This is a genomic window from Corynebacterium sp. MSK195, assembly GCF_030228885.1.
GTDB lineage: Bacteria > Actinomycetota > Actinomycetes > Mycobacteriales > Mycobacteriaceae > Corynebacterium.
In genome coordinates this window covers 1-17,810 of sequence record NZ_JASPGT010000003.1, presented here as the reverse complement: position 1 = coordinate 17,810, position 17,810 = coordinate 1, and the positions used below count along the sequence as shown (strand labels likewise).

Below are 17,810 nucleotides of genomic sequence, written 5' to 3'. Positions count from 1 at the left end.
GGGGCTGAGTCTGGGGCGAGGCAACTAGTAGGTAGGGTAGGAGCCATGAATTTGGATTTTGACTCTGCCTTTACTGAACGCACTCCGCGCATTGTTAACGCAGCCAAACTGCACCGCGCGGCTAACCGGAAAAAGGCGAAGCAATTCCTGATTGAGGGAGAAAACGCCGTAGATGCCGCAGTGTCTACTGGCGCTGCTGTCGATGTTTTCGTCACTGAAAAGGCAGCAGAGCGCTTCGGTGACATTATTACCGCGTGTGGATACATGGGGGTTTACGTACATCCCATCACCGATAGGGCGGCTAAGCATCTATCTGATACCGCCACCACCACGGGGCTTTTCGCGCTATGCAAGCCAGTGCTGTGGTCCGCGGGTAAAATCCTTAACGGCAAGCCAAGTTTGGTTTCTGTTCCCGTGCTCACCTCGGAGCCGGGCAATGCAGGCACGTTGATTAGAACTTCCGACGCCATGGGCGCGGATGGAGTAATTTTTGCGGGCGAGACGGTCGATCCCCTCAGCTGCAAGGTAGCGCGCGCTTCAGCCGGTTCGCTCTTTCATGTCCCGGTAGCGCGGGATCCCAATATCAAAGACGTTTTGGGGCAGCTGCGTAAATCGGGCATGCAGATTGTGGCGACGGCCGCCGATGGGGAAGTAGACCTCGCAGAGGCAGATCTATCACAGCCAACGGCGTGGCTTTTTGGCAACGAGGCCCATGGGTTGGGGGAGCTACTGGAAGAAGCCGACATGCGGGTGCGTATTCCGCTACGCGGGCGCGCAGAGTCACTCAACCTAGCGACCGCGGCAAGTATCTGTCTCTATGAGTCAGCAAAGGCCCAAGAGCACAGCTAAGCAGAACCCCGAATGAAAAGGGGGTCCCTGGGGCGGTTGGACTAGCCGGGACAGAGTAAGATTGCACGCGTTAGTTTTCGCGCGAGAAGAAGGTACGAAGTACGTGTCCGATACACCGCAGATCGAATTGACCGAAGAGGCTCTCGGGGCCGCGGCCGATAAGGCTATCGCAGCCTTCGACGCAGCCGAAACGCTCGATGAGCTTGCTGCAGCCCGCCGCGAGCACCTAGGAGATGGCGGCTATATTCCGCAGGCACGCCAGTCTTTGGGGCAGTTGCCCAAGGAGCAGCGCAAGAGCGCTGGCAAGGCTGTCAACATGGCCCGCGGGAAGATGGAAAAGCGCTTTGCCCAGGTTAAGGACGTCTTGGAGCAGAAGGCTCGCGAAGAACAATTGCGAGCAGAGACCGTAGATGTCACGATCCCTACCACCCGCACTCAGACTGGTGCCCTTCACCCGATTACCGCATTGTCGGAACGCATTGCGGATATTTTCGTCGGCATGGGCTGGGAAATCGCGGATGGCCCCGAGGTGGAGGCGGAGTACTTTAACTTCGACGCCCTGAACTTTAAGCCCGATCACCCAGCACGTACCCTGCAGGATACGTTCCACGTCTCCGGCGAGGGCTCTAAGCAGGTGCTACGCACGCACACCTCTCCGGTACAGGTGCGCACGATGCTGGAGCGCGATGTGCCGCTGTATATCGCTTGCCCAGGTCGCGTATTCCGCACCGATGAACTGGATGCCACCCATACCCCGGTTTTCCACCAGGTAGAGGGTTTGGCCGTGGACAAGGGCCTGACCATGGCTCACCTGCGCGGCACCCTTGAGCACTTGGCCAAGGTGCTGTTCGGCCCGGAGACCACGACGCGCATGCGCGTGAATTACTTCCCGTTCACTGAGCCCTCTGCCGAGGTTGATGTGTGGTTCCCTAATAAGAAGGGCGGGGCCGGCTGGATCGAGTGGGGCGGCTGCGGCATGGTGAATCCCAATGTGCTGCGCGCCGTAGGCGTTGACCCAGAGGAATACACGGGCTTTGCCTTCGGTATGGGCCTCGAGCGCACGCTGCAGTTCCGCAATGGCTTGACCGATATGCGCGACATGGTCGAAGGCGATGTCCGCTTCACCCTGCCGTTTGGCGTGCAGGCTTAAAACCCAGAAAGGATAGACACACTAATGCTTATTTCCCAAGACTGGGTCACCCGCATCCTGGGCGCTAAGAATCCTGGTTGGAATGTTTCCGCTGCCGATATGGACTCCGGATTCGTGCGCGTCGGTTTTGAAACCGAAGGTTATGCTGCCGTTCCGGAGAGCACCGGTCCGCTGGTCATCGGCCAGGTGGTAGAGATCGAGGAACTTACTCAGTTCAAAAAGCCCATCCGCTACTGCCAAGTCAACGTGGGCCAGGCTAATGGTACGGGCGAGCTGCAGGGAATCATTTGCGGTGCCCGCAACTTCCGCCTGAATGACTATGTCGTCGTAGCTCTTCCTGGATCGGAACTGCCAGGTGGCTTCAAAATTGCGGCTCGCGAGACCTACGACCACATCTCCAATGGCATGCTATGCTCCGGCGCTGAGCTCGGTCTAGGTGCACAAGCGAACGGGATCATCGTCTTGGGCGATGACGTCGCCGATAAGGTGGGCGAGGACGCTCGCCCGATTATTGGGCTGCACGATACCGACTTTGACGTCAACATCACCCCGGATCGCGGCTACGCCCTGTCCGCGCGCGGTTTGAGTCGTGAGATTGCCTCGGCTTTCGATCTGGAATTTGCCGATATTGCCGAGGAGCCGTCGGTTGCTGGCATTGATACCTCTGCTGTTCCGGAGGCGCAGGGCTCGCTTATCGACGTCACTCTAGACCCCGCGACCAAGGCGCAGCGTTTCGGCCTGCGCAAGGTCTCTGGCATCGACCCGCAGGCGCGCACCCCGTTCTGGCTGGAGCGCGAGCTCATGCTCTGCGGCCAGCGCAGCGTGAACCTGCCCACGGACATTACTAACTATGTGATGTTGCTTTTGGGTGCCCCGATGCATGCATTTGACGCCAACGTTATCCAAGGAAGTCTCGTTGTCCGTAATGCGGACGAAGGCGAGAAGTTTGAGACCTTGGATCACGTAAAGCGTGAGCTTTCTGCAGAAGATGTGGTCATCTGCGATGACAACGGCATCCAGTCGTTGGCCGGTGTCATGGGCGGTACCACCTCCGAAATCTCCGCGGAGACCACTGATGTGGTCTTCGAATCCGCTATCTGGGATCCGATCACCGTGGCGCGCACCTCCCGCCGCCATAAGTTGTCGTCCGAGTCCTCCCGCCGCTTCGAGCGCGGCGTGGACCCTGCGATTGTCGAGGTCGCTCTAGACACCGCATGTGCGCTCTTGCAGCAGCTGGCGGGCGGCACCATTGAGGAAGGCCGGACGCTAATCGGGGACGTCGCCAAGCGCGAGCCCATTGCCCTGCGCACCGCAAAGGCCAGCGAGTATGCCGGCGTTGACTATTCCCGTGAGACCGTGATTTCCCGCCTCGAGGAAGTCGGCTGCACTGTCGCCGATGAGGGCGACATGCTGCAGGTAACGCCTGCATCGTGGCGCACCGATATCTCTATGGATGTTGACCTCATTGAGGAAGTCCTGCGTCTTGAGGGCTTGGAGGACATTCCTACCGTCCTGCCTACTCCGGCCGGCGGTCGCGGTCTCACCCCAGCGCAGAAGCGTCGCCGCGCTATTGGTCACGGCTTGGCCTATGCCGGTTATGCAGAGGTATTGCCGGCCCCGTTCGTGGCGAACGACACCTTTGATGTGTGGGGCCTGGACAAGGATGATCCTCGCCGCCGCACCGTAGAGGTGCAGAATCCGCTTGAGGCAGATAAGGCCATCTTGTCCACGACTCTGCTCCCGAACATGCTGGAGGCCATCGGGCGCAATGTTGCTCGCGGCCGCAGCGACCTTGCTCTGTACGGGCTGCAGCAGGTGGCGTTTAAGCGCGCTGAGGCATCGCCCATGCCTTCCGTAGAGCAACGACCTTCTGAGCAGGTTGTTTCCGAACTTCTGGATACCCTTCCTGAGCAACCGCTGCACGTTGCAACGGTGGCCACCGGCAATATTGAGCATGAGGGACCGTGGGGCGAGGGTCGCGCATATAGCTATGCCGACGCTATCGAATCCGCCCGCCAGGTCGCCCGCGCCGCCGGTGTGGACATCGAGTTGGAGGCAGCGCAGGCTCTTCCCTGGCATCCAGGCCGTTGTGCTGCCGTGAAGGTGGCTGGCACTGACATCGTTCTGGGCCATGCCGGTGAGCTTCACCCGCAGGTTTTGGAGGCGCTGAACCTGCCGGCGCGCACCTGCGCTATGGAGCTGGACGTTACCGCTATGCCATTGGAAGAGAAGTTCCCTGCGCCGGTACTGTCCTCCTTCCCGGCGTTGCACCAGGACATTGCCCTCGTGGTGGATGAAGACGTCCCAGCAGAGCGCGTGCGCGCCACCGTGGAAGAGGGAGCGGGCGAGCTTATCGAGTCCGTCGAGCTCTTCGACATCTTCCGTGGCGAGCAGTTGGGCGAGGGCAAGAAGTCCTTGGCCTTCCAGCTTCTGTTCCGTGCAGCGGATCGCACGTTGACCGATGAGGAAGTCAACGAGCACCGCACAGCGGCAGCGGAGCTGGCTAAGCAGCGCTTGGGCGCAGTGATGCGCGCATAGCTTTCCCCACGGAGGGGCGGTGAGATTTAGCTCACCGCCCCTTTTTTCATACATTTTTTCATTTTTGGTGCTGCCTTAACCAGGGAATATCCCCAAATTGGATGAATAACATACGGCCGGGTGTATTTATTGCTATAGTCGCTCCTATGACGATTTCAGTAGCAATAGCAGGCGCCACCGGATACGCAGGAAGCGAGATTCTGCGCCTGCTGTTATCTCACCCGGCCTATCTCTGCGGGGGCTTGCGCATTGGCGCGTTGACGGCACATTCCACCGCCGGGAAGACGGTAGGTGAGCTCATGCCGCACCTGCCTCAGTTGGCGGGTCGCGTTATTGAAGAGACGACCGTTGAAAATCTCCGTGGGCATGATGTTGTCTTTTTCGGCCTACCGCACGGGTACTCTGCTGACATCGCCCAACAACTAGGCCAGCAGACCACCGTGATCGATTGTGCGGCCGATTTTCGCCTTCGTAGCAAGTCCGACTGGGATGCTTTCTACGGCGGCGACTATGCCGGAAGCTGGCCCTATGGAATTCCGGAGGTGCCCGGCAATAGAGAAGCGCTGCGGCGTGCTCACCGAATAGCAGTACCGGGATGTTTTCCTACGGCGGTCACCCTTGGGGTTCTCCCGGCCGTGGCGCACGAGCTCGTTGAGCCAAACCTTTCGGTCATTGCTATCACCGGAGTCTCTGGTGCCGGGAAGAAAGCTTCTGTAGCGCAGCTTGGCGCGGAGACCATGGGAAACCTCAAAGCATATAAGCCTGGCGGGACGCACCGGCACACCCCAGAGATCCTGCAAAACCTGCAGCCTTTTGCCAAGGAGAAGCTCTCCGTTAGCTTTACACCGGTTCTCGCGCCCTTGCCCCGTGGGATTTTGGCGACGACTACGGCGGGGCTTAAAGGGGGCGTCGGCAAGCGTGACGTGGAGACAGCATTCCGCGACTTTTATGCCCAAGAGCCCTTTTGCCACGTCCTTCCCACCGGGCAGCAACCCGAAACCCAGAACGTCGTGGGCACCAACATGGTCCATATCCAAGCTCACGTGGACGAACGCGCCCGACGGCTCGTTGTCACATCAGCGCTAGACAACCTGTGCAAGGGAACGGCTGGCGCCGCGTTGCAATGCATGAACCTGGCACTTGGCTGGGATGAAACCTCGGGCCTGCCGCAAGCGGCCGTAGCCCCATAACACTAGGAGAATACAATGAGTACAGCTGGGATCACCGGCCCCGCCGGCTTTAGCGCCGGCGCAACTACAGCGGGGATTAAGCCCTCCGGCACGCCCGATATGGCTTTGGTGGTCAATAACGGACCTCGCTTCGACGCGGCGGCAGTCTTTACCCGCAACCGCGTGGTGGCCTCGCCGGTGAAACTCTCCCGCAAAGCGATCAGCGATGGTCAATTGGCTGCGGTCATCTTCAATTCTGGAAACGCCAATGCGTGCAATGGTGCGCAGGGCGACAAGGACGCCGCTGCGCTGGTAGCCGAGGTCGCTCACTCCCTGCGCCTTCCCGAGGGAGACATTGCCGCCTGTTCGACGGGACTTATCGGTGAGCCCATGCCAATGCACAAGTTGTTGGCTGGTGCGGCCGACGTAGTGAAGGGCCTTGGCACGAGTGCGGAACACGCACACGCGGCAGCCGCAGCCATTATGACCACCGATACCGTGACCAAAGAAGCCACCTATACTACGGACGGCTGGTCGGTGGGGGCCATGGGCAAGGGAGTAGGCATGATGGCTCCTTCTCTCGCAACAATGTTGGTATGCCTTACTACCGACGCCGCCGCGAGTGCTCCCGCACTCCACAGCGCCCTAGACAAGGCCGCAGCCAAGACTTTTAACACCCTCGACGTAGATGGGTCTACCTCCACCAATGACACGGTAATCCTCATGTCTTCTGGGGCATCGGGGATTACACCCAGCCAAGAAGACCTTGATGCGGCGGTGCTCGCGGTGTGCGCGGACATTGCGGACCAATTGCAAGCGGATGCGGAAGGCGTGACTAAGCGCGTCAAAATCACGGTAGAGGGCACGGCTACGGATAACCAGGCCCTCAATGCCGCGCGCACCTTGGGCCGCGACAACCTATTTAAGTGCGCCATGTTTGGTTCCGATCCTAATTGGGGACGTGTCCTCGCCGCTGTGGGAATGGCAGATGCAGAAATGGATCCGGACAACATCTCCGTCTATTTCAATGACCAGCCGGTCTGTCTAGCATCAACGGGCACGCCGGGGGCACGCGAGGTGGACCTGAGCGGCGCCGATATTGATGTTCGCGTGGATCTGGGCACGGGAGGCGCGGGGTCGGCATTCGTGCGCACGACGGATCTCTCCCATGCCTACGTGGAAATCAATTCGGCGTATAGCTCCTAGGGAGGAGATGAGAATGATTAGCGGACTTAGGGACCACGAGCGGGCCACTGTCTTGGCAGATGCACTGCCGTGGCTCCAGCACTATCGGGACACCATAGTGGTGGTGAAATATGGCGGAAATGCCATGGTGGATGAGGAGCTCAAGGCGGCCTTTGCGGCGGATATGGTCTTTTTGCGCACCGTCGGTGTCCATCCCGTGGTGGTCCACGGTGGCGGGCCACAGATCAACTCTATGCTGCAGAAGCTCGGCATTGAAGGGCAGTTTCGGGGCGGATTCCGCGTGACCTCGCCGGAAGTCATGGACGTCGTGCGCATGGTGCTGTTTGGGCAGGTGGGCCGCGGATTGGTCAACCTCATCAATTCCCATGGTCCTTATGCAGTGGGGACCTCAGGAGAAGATGCAGGACTATTTCGGGCTACGAAACGGCTGGTGGAGATCGATGGACAACCTACCGATATTGGCATGGTCGGCGACATCGTAGAGGTCAACCCTGCAGCCGTCATGGATATTATCCAGGCCGGACGCATCCCTGTGGTCTCGACCATTGCACCGGGAGAGGATGGCGCTATTTATAACATCAACGCCGATAGTGCGGCTGGCGCCTTGGCCAGCGCGATTGGGGCTGAGCGATTAATCATCCTTACCAACGTAGAAGGGCTATATACGGACTGGCCGAACCGTGAGTCCTTGGTATCAAAGATTGAATGTGGCCGGCTATCCCATCTATTGCCGCACTTGGACTCCGGCATGATTCCCAAAATGGAGTCCTGCCTTAAGGCGGTAAAAGCTGGGGTATCGGCCGCCCACGTTATTGATGGCCGGATTGGACACTCGGTGCTTTTAGAACTATTTACCCCTGGCGGCGTCGGAACCATGGTGCTGCCAGATGACTATGACAAACACGACTACCCCGAAGGGACCATCTTCAGGAAGGACGATGCAGCATGAACAAGCCACCGAGCTTGACCACACGGTGGTCGGAGACGATTGTAGATGCCTACGGCACGCCACCGATAGGCCTCGTCTCCGGCCAAGGAGCAACGCTTACCGATGAGGAGGGGAAGAGCTATATCGACCTTCTCGCTGGGATTGCTGTCAACTCTTTGGGCTATGGCAATGAGCAGGTGGCGCAGGCAGTTTCGCACCAGGCCCGCACCTTGGTGCATACCTCGAACCTCTTTGCCACGCAGCCGGTGGTCGACGCCGGGGAGAAGTTGATTAGGCGGGTAGGGGATAGCGGTGCCCGCGTCTTCTTCTGCAACTCTGGCGCCGAAGCGAACGAGGCCGCATTTAAGCTTGCCCGCTTGACTGGCAGGCGCCGAATCCTCGCGGCGGAGCACGGCTTCCATGGCCGCACCATGGGTGCGCTTGCCCTGACCGGCCAGCCCGATAAGCAGCGCGCCTTCCACCCACTACCGGGCGGGGTCGAATTCTACCCGTTCGGGGACGCGAACTACCTGCGTCAGGTGGTAGAGCAAGATCCCACCGATACCGCGGCGATCATCCTTGAGCCCATTCAGGGAGAGACCGGCGTCATTCCGGCCCCTGCGGAATTCATGCAGAAGGTAAGCGAGCTGTGCGATGAATTCGGCATTTTGCTCATGGTGGATGAAGTGCAGACGGGCGTGGGCCGTACGGGTACCTTTTTCGCCCACGAGGTAGAAGGCGTTCAACCGGATGTCATCACCATGGCAAAGGGTTTGGGCGCCGGAGTACCCATCGGTGCGACCATTGCCCGAGGTCGCGCCAAGGATTTGTTTAAACCTGGCTCCCATGGCTCCACCTTTGGCGGAAACCCCGTGGCCTGTGCTGCAGCAAACGTAGTACTTGACACCGTGGATGCGGACTTTCTTGCGGAAGTTACCCGTAAGGGTGACTATCTGCGGCAAGAGATTGAAAAATTGTCGCTTGTAGAACGCGTGCGCGGCCGCGGCTTGATGCTCGGCATTGTATTAGCAAAACCGGTGGCTAAGCAGGCCGTGCGCGATGGGCTTGCACAGGGGCTCATCCTCAACGCCCCCAGTGAGCAAATTCTCCGCCTCACCCCACCCTTGGTTATTTCCCACGATGAACTAGACACAGCATTGACAACACTCCGGACGATAGTAGAGGAACTGGCATGAGCCTGCGACACTTTCTGGCTGACGACGATCTCAGCCCACAAGAACAAGCAACCGTTTTGGATCTAGCTGAAAGGCTCAAGAAGGATCCCTTTGCAGAGCGCCCACTAGAGGGGCCTAAGACCGTGGCGGTGCTCTTTGATAAAACGTCTACGCGGACCCGTTTTTCCTTTGAAACCGCAGTAGCGAATATGGGCGGCAAGGGCATTACCGTCGATACTTCTACGACTCAGATGGGCAAAGGGGAGTCCTACCAAGACACGGCCGCGGTGCTTTCGCGGTACGTGGAGGCAATCGTGTGGCGCACCTTTGACCATGACAATCTCCTCCAGATGGCGGAGACTGCTACCGTTCCTCTGGTGAATGCGCTTTCTGACGACCTGCATCCCTGCCAGATTTTGGCTGACCTGCTGACCTGTCGCGAGAATTTGGGTGACCTTGAAGGTAAAAAGGCCGTCTACCTGGGCGATGGTGATAATAATATGGCTAACTCCTACATGATTGGTTTCGCCACGGCCGGCATGGACGTCTCTATTATCGCGCCCGAAGGATTCCAGCCGCGGCAGGAATTCGTCGACCGCGCGCGCAAGCGGGGCAACATCACCATTACTGATGACGTCGATGAAGTTGAAGGCGCAGACGTAGTCATCACAGATACTTGGATCTCTATGGGGCAGGAAAACGATGGCCGCGATAGGCGTACGCCGTTTCTGCCATATCAGGTTGATTCGACCATAATGAGCAAGGCGCATAAGGATGCAATATTCTTACATTGTTTGCCGGCGTACCGTGGAAATGAGGTCACGGCTGAGGTAATTGATGGACCACAGTCGCGCGTCTTTGATGAAGCGGAAAACCGCCTGCATGCGCAGAAAGCGCTTCTTGTCTGGTTGCTCGAAATAAATAAGGAGACCAACTAAGTAATGAACACCCCGACCACCCGCAATGCTCGGCAGGCCAAGATCTTGGAGATTTTAGATCGCAATCGCGTCACCAGCCAGGTGCAACTATCCGAGCTTCTTCTCGCAGACGGCATCGACATCACGCAAGCCACTTTGTCCCGTGACTTGGATGAGTTGGGAGCGAAGAAGGTAAAGCGCGATGGTGGTCGTTCCTACTACGTGGTCGGCGGTGAGCTGGAGCAATTTGAAGACCAGGTGGGCGGTCCCCGTGAAAAGCTGCGCCGCATGCTCGATGAGCTCGTGGTTTCCCATGATTCTTCCGGCAATATAGCCATGCTGCGCACCCCAGCCGGTGCGGCCCAGTACCTTGCCAGCTTTATTGACAGGGTGGGGCTACACGATGTCATTGGTTGCATCGCCGGCGATGACACCATCTTCGTCTTGGCGCGCGAGGGCGTCACGGGAGCAGATCTGGCAGTGACACTTACCACGCGGAATATTTAGACGGCGGTGGTGGCAATCCAGACCACCATCGTATATTATGTACTTAGATGAATTGTTTCCAATAGAACAAGGAGATTAACCATGTCCGCACGCGTAGTCTTGGCTTACTCTGGTGGCCTTGATACTTCCGTTGCCATCCCATACCTGGCAAAAATGACCGGTGGTGACGTAGTCGCCGTTTCCCTGGACTTGGGCCAGGGCGGCGAAGATATGGAATCGGTTCGCCAGCGTGCACTTGACTGCGGTGCCGTAGAGTCCATCGTTATCGACGCCAAGGATGAGTTTGCGGAGGAATACTGCGTGCCCACCATCAAGGCAAACGGCATGTACATGAAGCAGTACCCGCTGGTATCGGCTATTTCCCGCCCTCTCATTACCAAGCACCTGGTGAAAGCGGCCCAGGAATTCGGCGGCACCCACGTCTCGCACGGTTGCACCGGCAAGGGTAATGACCAGGTACGCTTCGAGGTTTCCTTCCGCGCCCAGGATCCTTCCCTCGAAATCATCGCCCCTGCGCGCGATTATGCCTGGACCCGCGATAAGGCCATCGCTTTCGCGGAAGAGATCAACCTGCCGATTGAGCAGTCCGCTTCCTCACCATTTTCCATCGATCAGAACCTGTGGGGCCGCGCGGTAGAGACCGGTTTCCTTGAGGATCTGTGGAACCCGCCAACAAAGGATCTCTACGCCTATACCGAGGACCCGAGCCTGGGTAATGCCCCGGATGAAATCATCATCTCCTTCGAGAAGGGCATCCCGGTGGCAGTCGATGGCCAGAAGATGTCCCCGCTGCAGATTATTGAAGAGGTCAACCGCCGCGCTGGTGCGCAGGGCATTGGCCGTCTGGATATGGTGGAGGACCGATTGGTAGGCATTAAGTCCCGTGAGGTCTATGAGGCTCCAGGCGCCATGGTCCTCATCCAGGCCCACGAGGCGCTGGAGGATGTCACCGTGGAGCGCGAGTTGGCTCGCTACAAGCGCTTGACCGATGCCCGCTGGTCCGAGGAGGTCTATGACGGTCTCTGGCACTCGCCGCTGAAGCGTTCCCTGGATGCCTTCGTTGAGGAGTCCCAGGAAAACGTCACCGGTGATATCCGCCTGAGCATGCATGCCGGTACCGCCACAGTCACCGGCCGCCGTTCCGGCCAGTCGCTGTACTCCTTTGACCTGGCTACGTATGACACTGGCGATACCTTCGATCAGACCGCTGCTAAAGGCTTTGTGCAGCTGCACGGCCTGTCCACCCAGATCTCCAACCAGCGCGACCGCGACGGCGGTTTCCCTACCAGCGCGCAGAAGTAGGAGCACATGGAACCGCATAAGACTAATGAGGGTGCCCTATGGGGCGGCCGCTTCTCGGGTGGTCCATCTGAGGCGATGTTTGCCCTCTCTGTATCTACCCACTTTGACTGGGTGCTGGCACCATATGACGTACTAGCCTCCAAGGCGCATGCCAAGGTGCTGCACAAAGCTGGCTTGCTTTCCGACGTCGACTTGGACACCATGCTCTCCGGCCTCACCGAGCTAGGGGAGAAAGTGGCCTCCGGTGAGTTCCGCCCAGCGCCCACGGACGAGGACGTCCACGGTGCGATGGAGCGCGGGCTCATCGAGATTGTGGGTCCAGAGGTAGGCGGTCGTCTGCGCGCCGGCCGTTCCCGTAATGACCAGGTCGCGACGCTGTTTCGCATGTGGGTGCGCGATGCCATTCGCGATACCGCGGCTCAGGTGAGCGACTTGGTGGATGCCTTGGCTGATCAGGCAGCAGCACATCCGGACGCCATTATGCCGGGCAAAACTCACTCGCAGGCGGCACAGCCAGTTCTTTTGGCGCATGAGCTACTGGGCCATGCGCAGCCACTTCTGCGCGATATTGAGCGTCTGCAGGATCTGGATAAGCGCTTGGCTGTATCGCCCTATGGTTCTGGCGCTCTAGCCGGTTCCTCCTTGCAGCTAGATCCGGAAGCCATTGCAGAGGAACTCGGCTTTGATGCCGCCGCGGAGAACTCCTTGGATGGCACTGCGGCTCGTGACTTCGCCTCCGAGACGGCATTCGTCTTGGCGCAGATTGCCGTCGATATGTCCCGACTTTCGGAAGAAATTATCTACTGGTGTACGCCGGAATACGGCTACGTCACCCTGGATGATGCATGGTCGACCGGCTCGTCCATCATGCCGCAAAAGAAGAATCCGGACGTGCCGGAGCTTACCCGCGGCAAGACCGGCCGCCTTATTGGTAACCTCACCGGTCTCCTGTCCACGCTAAAGGCACAGCCGCTGGCCTATAACCGCGACCTGCAGGAAGATAAGGAGCCCATCGTTGATTCGGTGGCGCAGCTTAACCTGCTGCTGCCGGCAATGACGGGGTTGGTGTCCACGCTGACTTTCCACGAGGACCGCATGCGCGAACTTGCCCCGCGCGGGTTCACGCTGGCTACCGACTTGGCCGAATGGATGGTTCGCCAAGGCGTTCCTTTCCGCGAGGCGCACGAAGCGTCCGGCGCCTGCGTGCGCATCGCTGAGGAGCGGGGAGTTGACCTGGTGGAGCTCACCGATGAGGAATTGGCGGACGTCGACAAGCGGCTGAAGCCTAGCGTCCGTGAAGTACTCACTATCGACGGGGCAGTGGCCTCTCGTGCCACCAAGGGCGGCACCGCTGGTGTCCGCGTGGCTGAGCAGCGCGAGACTGTCCGCGAGCGTGCCGCGGCTGCTCGCGCGTGGGCGCAGAAGCCGCTGCGCTAATTCTCAGTGCGCTTTAAAAACCGCATGGTCTTTGGCCATGCGGTTCTTTTTTGTCTCGCTGCGGGGGTGGGAGATTGACCCCCATTCCCAACCCTTCAACTGCGTTGTTGAACACAATGGGGGTACCGGTGACATGGGTAACAGTGTGGTGCGTTAGTATTCTTGCAGGGAATGTGACCTAACAGACTCGTTCACCGTAATGAAAGGACGATCTCTCCTATGACAGTAAATTCTCCGCCGTCCCCAGATGGGCCACACGAGAATGAAAAGGCGGTCTACGCCTCGGAAGACCACGGCCTGCAAAAGGGAATGGGCAATCGCCAGTTACAGATGATCGCCATCGGTTCCGCAATCGGTACTGGCCTTCTCCTGGGCACCGGCAGCCGCCTGCAAGACGCGGGCCCCTTCCTCGCCGTGCTGTACCTCGTATGTGGCTTCTTTGGCTACATCATCTTGCGTTCACTTGGCGAGCTCATCGTCTATCGCCCCAGCTCCGGCTCCTTCGTGTCTTATGCTCGCGAGTTTTATGGCGAGAAGACCGCTTTCGTCACCGGCTGGTTGTACTGGGGAAACTGGGCCATGACTCTTGTGGCGGATGGCACAGCCGTCGCCATCTACATCAAGTGGTTTAGTCAGTACACGTCGTGGCTCGACTCCGTCCCGCAGTGGACACTTGCGCTCGTGGTCATCTGCGGCATCCTCCTGTTCAATATGCTCTCCGTGAAGATCTTCGGCGAGCTGGAGTACTGGTTCTCCTTGATCAAGATCGTCGCGCTGCTCATCTTCATGTTTGTGGCCATCGGCGTCCTCATCTTTGGCCACCCGAGTGGCGACCCGACCGGCTTTAGTCTCATTTCTGATACCGGCGGCTGGCTGCCTAATGGCTTGATGCCTGCCGTGATCGTCATCCAGGGCGTCGTCTTCGCCTATGCCGGCATTGAGCTTGTCGGCACCACCTCCGGCGAGACCAAGAACGTAGAAAAGCACATTCCGCGTGCAGTCAACAACGTGCTGCTGCGCATCCTGATTTTCTACTTCGGTTCCGTGCTGCTGCTCACGCTCGCGCTGCCGTACACCAATTACGTCGCTGACGTATCGCCGTTTGTGACCTTCTTTGAATCCCTCGGTGTAGGTGCGGCGGCCCCGATTTTCCAGCTTGTCGTTATCACCGCTGCGATTTCCTCGCTCAACGCCGGCCTGTATTCCACCGGCCGCATTATGTACAACATGTCCACTTCCGGCTCCGGCCCGAAGTTTGGCGCTCGCATGTCCAAGTCTGGCGTGCCCTACGGAGGCATCGTCATGGCGGCCATGGTGGGCTTGGTAGGCGTCTTCCTCAACTATGTGGTGCCGGAGATGGCGTTTGAAATCGTGCTCAACCTGGCAGCCTTGGGTACATTGGCGTCTTGGGCGGCAGTTGCGCTCTCGCACCTCAAATTTGTGCGCCTGGCTAAGAGTGGAAGCTACACCCGACCGGGATACCGCTCGCCGTTTGGCGAAGGCGGAGACTGGGCAGTGCTCATCTTCATTGGCCTAGTCATTATCTTGATGGCCTTTGATTATCCAATCGGTACTTTTGCACTTGCGTCGACCCTGCTCCTCGTTCCGGTCTTTATGGCAATGTGGTACGCATGGCGCGACCGCATTCGCGCCATCGCGGAAGAGAAGAAGGCCAAGCACCTGCCAACCTCCAGCTTCCCGGCCGCACCGCAAACAGACCTTCACCCAAAGAAATAGAAAGGAACTTTTATGAACCACGCAGTTAAGTTCGTAGATGTAGAGAATATGGCGCGCTGGATTCAGCGCGAAGGCGTAGAAAACATCATTACCGGAATGGTGGACTACCTCGAGGCCGACTACCGCGAGTGGGAGCGCTTCGACAAGATTCCGCGCGTTGCCTCCCACACCCCGTTCGGCGTTATCGAGCTCATGCCTACCTCCAATGGCAAGGAGTACTCCTTCAAGTACGTCAACGGTCACCCCTCCAACCCGGCTCGCGGTTTCCAGACCGTCACTGCCTTTGGCGTGCTTGCCGACGTCGACAATGGTTACCCCACCTTCGAAGCCGAGATGACGCTGCTTACTGCCCTGCGTACCGCCGCGACGTCCGCCATGGTGGCAAAGCACTTGGCACGCAAGGATTCCAAGCGCATGGCCATGGTTGGAGCCGGCTCCCAGTCCGAGTTCCAGGCGCTTGGCTTCCGCGGCGTTATGGGAATTGAGGACATCACCATCTATGACATCGACCCTGAGGCGGTAGAAAAGTTCAAGCGCAACTTGGAGCCACTGGGCTTTAATATCACTGCTTGCTCCAGCGTCGACGAGGCGGTTTTGGGTGCAGACATCATCACCACCTGTACCGCAGACAAGGCTCAAAACCAGATTCTGGCTGAGCGCCACGTCGCTCCAGGCGTCCACCTCAATGCCGTTGGCGGTGACTGCCCGGGCAAGACCGAGCTGGAGAGCTCCATCCTGGACAAGTCCAAGGTCTTCGTAGAGTTCCCAGAGCAGACCCGCATCGAAGGTGAAATCCAGCAGAAGCCGGAGGACTTCCCGGTTGTCGAGTTCTACCAGGTGCTCACTGGCCAGGCCACCGGCCGCGATGATGATGAGCAGATCACCCTCTTCGACGATGTCGGATTCGCCATCAACGACTTCTCCGCCCTGCGTTACTTGCGCGATTCCGTCAAGGGCACCGATTTGGAGTCCGAGATTGACATCATCGCCAACCCCGATGATCCCAAGGATCTCTTCTCCCTGGTTGCAAACGTTCCGTCCCTGCTCTAAGGCCAAAGTGGGGTAGGGGGATCCAACTTCTTCCTCTACCCGCTAAGATAAGACGCATGAGTCTTGACCCGAAGTTGCTAGAGGTCCTTGTCTGTCCGCAAGACAAGGGCCCTTTGACATATCTGGAAGATAAACAGGTTCTCGTCAACGAGCGGCTGGGCATTGCCTATCCCATTGAGGATGACATCCCAGTGATGCTTGTAGACCACGCCCAGAAATGGCCAGCTTAACCTCGACTCTCAGAAAGACTCCCATGAATATCATCGATGAACTGCAATGGCGTGGACTGATCAACCAGTCCACCGATCTTGAGGCCCTGCGCGAGGCATGCGAGAACCCCATCGCGCTGTACTGCGGCTTCGACCCCACGGGTGACTCCCTCCATGCAGGCCACCTAGTTCCGCTTATCATGCTGCGCCGCTTCCAAAAAGCGGGACACCACCCAATTGCACTGGCAGGTGGCGCAACTGGCTTTATTGGTGATCCGCGCGACGTCGGCGAGCGCTCCATGCTGAGTGAGGAAGACTTGGCCCATAACCTCGAAGCCATTAAGGGGCAGCTGCGTCGGTTCATCGATTTCGACGGCGATCAGGCTGCCACCATGGTCAACAACGCCGATTGGACCATGAATATGTCCGTTATCGACTTTTTGCGTGACGTAGGGAAGAACTTCTCCCTTAACACGATGCTGGATCGCGATACCGTCAAGCGGCGCCTCGAGGGTGACGGCATTTCCTACACGGAGTTTTCCTACATGCTCCTGCAGTCCAATGATTTCGTGCAGCTTCGCCGCGAGCGAGATTGTGTATTGCAGATCGGCGGCGGTGATCAGTGGGGCAACATCGTCTCTGGCGTAGACCTTAACCGTCGTATCGATGGCACCAAGGTACATGGGCTTACGGTGCCGCTGGTTACCGACGCCTCCGGACAGAAGTTCGGCAAGTCTACTGGCGGCGGAAAGCTATGGCTCGATCCGGAAAAGACTTCCGCATACTCTTGGTACCAGTACTTCCTCAATGCCGGTGACTCCGTAGTCATTGACTACCTGCGCTGGTTTACCTTCCTGACGCAGCAGGAAATTGCGGAGTACGAGCGCGCGGTGGAAGAAGAGCCTTATAAGCGCGCGGCTCAGCGTCGCCTGGCTCAAGAGATGACCGATCTGGTTCACGGCGAACAGGCAACCAAGGCTGTCGAGCTTGCTGCTCAAGCACTATTCGGTAAGGCGGAACTTTCCGAGCTTGATGAAAAGACCCTTGCCGGTGCGCTTTCGGAAACTACTGTTGCGGAAATTGCCGCCGGCGAACCGCGCACCATTGTTGACCTACTGGTGGCCAGCGGTTTGGCCGATTCCAAGGGTGCTGCTCGCCGCACTATCAAGGAAGGCGGCGCCTACGTCAATAACCAGCGCATCGAATCGGCAGAGTGGGAGCCGTCTACCGACGACCTCCTGCATGGCAGCTGGCTCGTTCTGCGCCGAGGCAAGAAGAACTTCGCTGGCGCTAAGTTGAGCTAAGCAGCAATAGATGACGCCCATTCCACTCGTTGGAAGGGCGTCATTTTTCATTTTTGCATTCTGTCCTGCGGGTTTGTGTTGTGTGGTTGTGGTGGGCTACATTAATCCAAGTCGCCGCGAGGTAGCCGGGAGGTTACTTCTTTGCGAATTTTGTACGGGCTTGGTTCGATGATTTGACAGGGTTCAATGATTTGAGTAAGTTTGTACGAGCCGCCAACGAGAGGTTAACGGGAAGTTAATTTTTTGTGGCGTGCGGATGATGTTTGAGAACTCAATAGTGTGCCAATGTACTTTTTATTTTTTGTGTGCATGGTTGTGTGTTGATTGGTTTG

At 58.3% G+C, this 17,810-nt stretch carries 15 protein-coding genes; all 15 read left to right on the top strand.

Annotated elements, in window-relative coordinates; translation table 11 throughout:
• Positions 1–45: 45 nt before the first annotated feature.
• The 15 genes from QP909_RS03660 to tyrS all read left to right on the top strand — a co-directional run bounded on the left by QP909_RS03660 (position 46) and on the right by tyrS (position 17,478).
• Positions 46–849, top strand: coding sequence for a TrmH family RNA methyltransferase (locus QP909_RS03660; protein ID WP_239279288.1), 804 nt, complete (start codon positions 46–48; stop codon positions 847–849).
• Between the two features lie 103 nt (positions 850–952).
• A complete protein-coding gene (gene pheS, locus QP909_RS03655; RefSeq protein ID WP_284766180.1) occupies positions 953–1,999 on the top strand; it encodes a phenylalanine--tRNA ligase subunit alpha in 1,047 nt (348 codons plus the stop codon).
• Between the two features lie 24 nt (positions 2,000–2,023).
• Entirely contained in the window at positions 2,024–4,537 is a 2,514-nt protein-coding gene (gene pheT, locus QP909_RS03650; RefSeq protein WP_284766179.1) for a phenylalanine--tRNA ligase subunit beta, read from the top strand.
• A 146-nt stretch (positions 4,538–4,683) separates the two neighbouring features.
• A complete protein-coding gene (gene argC / locus QP909_RS03645; RefSeq protein ID WP_284766178.1) occupies positions 4,684–5,727 on the top strand; it encodes an N-acetyl-gamma-glutamyl-phosphate reductase in 1,044 nt (347 codons plus the stop codon).
• Positions 5,728–5,742: 15 nt separating this feature from the next.
• A complete protein-coding gene (gene argJ, locus QP909_RS03640; protein WP_284766177.1) occupies positions 5,743–6,912 on the top strand; it encodes a bifunctional glutamate N-acetyltransferase/amino-acid acetyltransferase ArgJ in 1,170 nt (389 codons plus the stop codon).
• 13 nt (positions 6,913–6,925) lie between these two features.
• Positions 6,926–7,861, top strand: a complete 936-nt coding sequence (gene argB / locus QP909_RS03635) for an acetylglutamate kinase (RefSeq protein ID WP_284766176.1) — start codon at positions 6,926–6,928, stop codon at positions 7,859–7,861.
• Positions 7,858–9,036 (top strand): acetylornithine transaminase, encoded by a 1,179-nt coding sequence (locus tag QP909_RS03630; protein WP_284766175.1) that lies wholly within the window; start codon positions 7,858–7,860, stop codon positions 9,034–9,036. The genes argB and QP909_RS03630 overlap by 4 nt, the downstream gene beginning before the upstream one ends.
• Entirely contained in the window at positions 9,033–9,953 is a 921-nt protein-coding gene (gene argF / locus QP909_RS03625) for an ornithine carbamoyltransferase (RefSeq protein WP_284766174.1), read from the top strand. Before QP909_RS03630 ends, argF begins: the two co-directional genes overlap by 4 nt.
• A 3-nt stretch (positions 9,954–9,956) precedes the next feature.
• The gene (locus QP909_RS03620) at positions 9,957–10,439 is read left to right on the top strand and encodes an arginine repressor (RefSeq protein WP_005323257.1); all 483 of its coding nucleotides are present in this window, start codon (positions 9,957–9,959) and stop codon (positions 10,437–10,439) included.
• 81 nt (positions 10,440–10,520) lie between these two features.
• The gene (locus QP909_RS03615; RefSeq protein WP_049378720.1) at positions 10,521–11,741 is read left to right on the top strand and encodes an argininosuccinate synthase; all 1,221 of its coding nucleotides are present in this window, start codon (positions 10,521–10,523) and stop codon (positions 11,739–11,741) included.
• 6 nt (positions 11,742–11,747) lie between these two features.
• Entirely contained in the window at positions 11,748–13,178 is a 1,431-nt protein-coding gene (gene argH / locus QP909_RS03610; RefSeq protein ID WP_284766173.1) for an argininosuccinate lyase, read from the top strand.
• Positions 13,179–13,397: 219 nt separating this feature from the next.
• On the top strand, positions 13,398–14,915 hold the full coding sequence (locus QP909_RS03605) for an amino acid permease (RefSeq protein WP_284766172.1): 1,518 nt from the start codon (positions 13,398–13,400) through the stop codon (positions 14,913–14,915).
• 12 nt (positions 14,916–14,927) lie between these two features.
• Complete coding sequence (gene ocd / locus QP909_RS03600; RefSeq protein ID WP_005323253.1) at positions 14,928–15,965, top strand: ornithine cyclodeaminase; 1,038 nt, start codon at positions 14,928–14,930, stop codon at positions 15,963–15,965.
• A gap of 56 nt (positions 15,966–16,021) precedes the next feature.
• Entirely contained in the window at positions 16,022–16,195 is a 174-nt protein-coding gene (locus tag QP909_RS03595; RefSeq protein WP_005323252.1) for a Trm112 family protein, read from the top strand.
• A gap of 23 nt (positions 16,196–16,218) precedes the next feature.
• Positions 16,219–17,478, top strand: a complete 1,260-nt coding sequence (tyrS, locus tag QP909_RS03590) for a tyrosine--tRNA ligase (protein ID WP_284766171.1) — start codon at positions 16,219–16,221, stop codon at positions 17,476–17,478.
• The last annotated feature ends 332 nt before the right edge of the window (positions 17,479–17,810 follow it).

Excerpts from the sequence above, each read along its gene's own strand:
- tyrS (WP_284766171.1), top strand. The coding sequence starts at position 16,219 with ATGAATATCATCGATGAACTGCAATGGCGTGGACTGATCAACCAGTCC.
- QP909_RS03630 (WP_284766175.1), top strand. The coding sequence starts at position 7,858 with ATGAACAAGCCACCGAGCTTGACCACACGGTGGTCGGAGACGATTGTA.
- argJ (WP_284766177.1), top strand. The coding sequence starts at position 5,743 with ATGAGTACAGCTGGGATCACCGGCCCCGCCGGCTTTAGCGCCGGCGCA.
- argC (WP_284766178.1), top strand. The coding sequence starts at position 4,684 with ATGACGATTTCAGTAGCAATAGCAGGCGCCACCGGATACGCAGGAAGC.
- argH (WP_284766173.1), top strand. The coding sequence starts at position 11,748 with ATGGAACCGCATAAGACTAATGAGGGTGCCCTATGGGGCGGCCGCTTC.
- QP909_RS03595 (WP_005323252.1), top strand. The coding sequence starts at position 16,022 with ATGAGTCTTGACCCGAAGTTGCTAGAGGTCCTTGTCTGTCCGCAAGAC.
- pheT (WP_284766179.1), top strand. The coding sequence starts at position 2,024 with ATGCTTATTTCCCAAGACTGGGTCACCCGCATCCTGGGCGCTAAGAAT.
- argB (WP_284766176.1), top strand. The coding sequence starts at position 6,926 with ATGATTAGCGGACTTAGGGACCACGAGCGGGCCACTGTCTTGGCAGAT.
- QP909_RS03660 (WP_239279288.1), top strand. The coding sequence starts at position 46 with ATGAATTTGGATTTTGACTCTGCCTTTACTGAACGCACTCCGCGCATT.
- ocd (WP_005323253.1), top strand. The coding sequence starts at position 14,928 with ATGAACCACGCAGTTAAGTTCGTAGATGTAGAGAATATGGCGCGCTGG.
- QP909_RS03615 (WP_049378720.1), top strand. The coding sequence starts at position 10,521 with ATGTCCGCACGCGTAGTCTTGGCTTACTCTGGTGGCCTTGATACTTCC.
- argF (WP_284766174.1), top strand. The coding sequence starts at position 9,033 with ATGAGCCTGCGACACTTTCTGGCTGACGACGATCTCAGCCCACAAGAA.
- QP909_RS03620 (WP_005323257.1), top strand. The coding sequence starts at position 9,957 with ATGAACACCCCGACCACCCGCAATGCTCGGCAGGCCAAGATCTTGGAG.
- QP909_RS03605 (WP_284766172.1), top strand. The coding sequence starts at position 13,398 with ATGACAGTAAATTCTCCGCCGTCCCCAGATGGGCCACACGAGAATGAA.